Origin of the sequence: Thermodesulfobacterium thermophilum DSM 1276, assembly GCF_000421605.1 — a bacterium.
Classification (GTDB): domain Bacteria; phylum Desulfobacterota; class Thermodesulfobacteria; order Thermodesulfobacteriales; family Thermodesulfobacteriaceae; genus Thermodesulfobacterium; species Thermodesulfobacterium thermophilum.
Genome location: NZ_ATXI01000046.1, coordinates 1 through 1,010, shown reverse-complemented (window position 1 = coordinate 1,010; position 1,010 = coordinate 1). Strand labels below are relative to the sequence as shown.

Sequence of the window (1,010 nt, the reverse complement as noted above, 5' to 3'; positions counted from 1 at the left end):
GTTTTATGTTATCATTAATTTAAAAAATATTAAAAATTTTTATTATGCCTCTAAAATATTTTATTAAAAGACACAATTTATATTCTACTCCCGTTCTTTAACCAAAGGCAAAAGTATTAAAGATTCCGATCTTGTTTTAGCCATTTACACCACTAAAGATTTTAGCTGGAAGGACTACTATGATTACGTCATATACCTTGAAAAGCATAGAAGGGCAAGCAGGGATGGTCTATAGAAAGGAAAGTATTCTAAGAAGGTTAGAAAAGCTTAAAGAATACCGAAGAGACCTTTTGGAATTAGGAGACCTGAGCTTTGAGGATTACATTAGACATTTTCTATGCCGGAATATACAATCATTAATCTTTTGAAGACATTACCTGAAGATGTGTTAATAGACATATTCTGGAAGACAACGGTTGAAGTTGATGTTTCCTTACTTACCGCTGAGGAAAAGAAGAGATTGAAAAGGCTAAAGATGAATGTAGAAAAGGGGAAACAATTAAGTGGAAAAATTTAAAATAGAGTTCTCAAAACATGGTTAAGAGGGTTGTTTACTCTTTATAGAAATATTTAATTTCTTTGATGCCCTGGAAATTAAATAATACTGGTTACCTCGGTTGTCCTCGTTTTTGAACGAAGGTTGTTTTATCAAGTTATTTGGTAAAAAGAAAATAGTGTAGTCGGATATTTAATTGTATCTTAATCTTGTGATTTATTAAATCTTTAACTCTTTGAGTTCACAATTTAAAGATAATCTCTTGAAACTGAGGATTAGTGTTGGTATAGTTATTAACGGTGCTTAATTAAATCTACAGGTAGGTTTGAAAATAAAACATGAAACTTCTTTTCTGGAAAACTCTTTTTGATTTTTCGAAGCCAGAGATGGTTTTTGATGCGGTTTTAAGAAGTTCTTTTATCAATCTACTTGCACGAGGTTTTGGTTATTTAAAAAATTTAGCCATAGCAATTCTTCTTGGGTTTTCCTATCAAACCGATGCTTTTTTTATGGC

At 30.9% G+C, this 1,010-nt stretch carries 2 protein-coding genes; both read left to right on the top strand.

Annotation, left to right across the window (positions count from 1 at the left end; translation table 11 throughout):
* Positions 1-179: 179 nt before the first annotated feature.
* Positions 180-368 (top strand): hypothetical protein, encoded by a 189-nt coding sequence (locus H529_RS11650; RefSeq protein WP_144241976.1) that lies wholly within the window; start codon positions 180-182, stop codon positions 366-368.
* On the top strand, positions 338-517 hold the full coding sequence (locus tag H529_RS0109480; RefSeq protein WP_028843187.1) for a hypothetical protein: 180 nt from the start codon (positions 338-340) through the stop codon (positions 515-517). The genes H529_RS11650 and H529_RS0109480 overlap by 31 nt, the downstream gene beginning before the upstream one ends.
* The last annotated feature ends 493 nt before the right edge of the window (positions 518-1,010 follow it).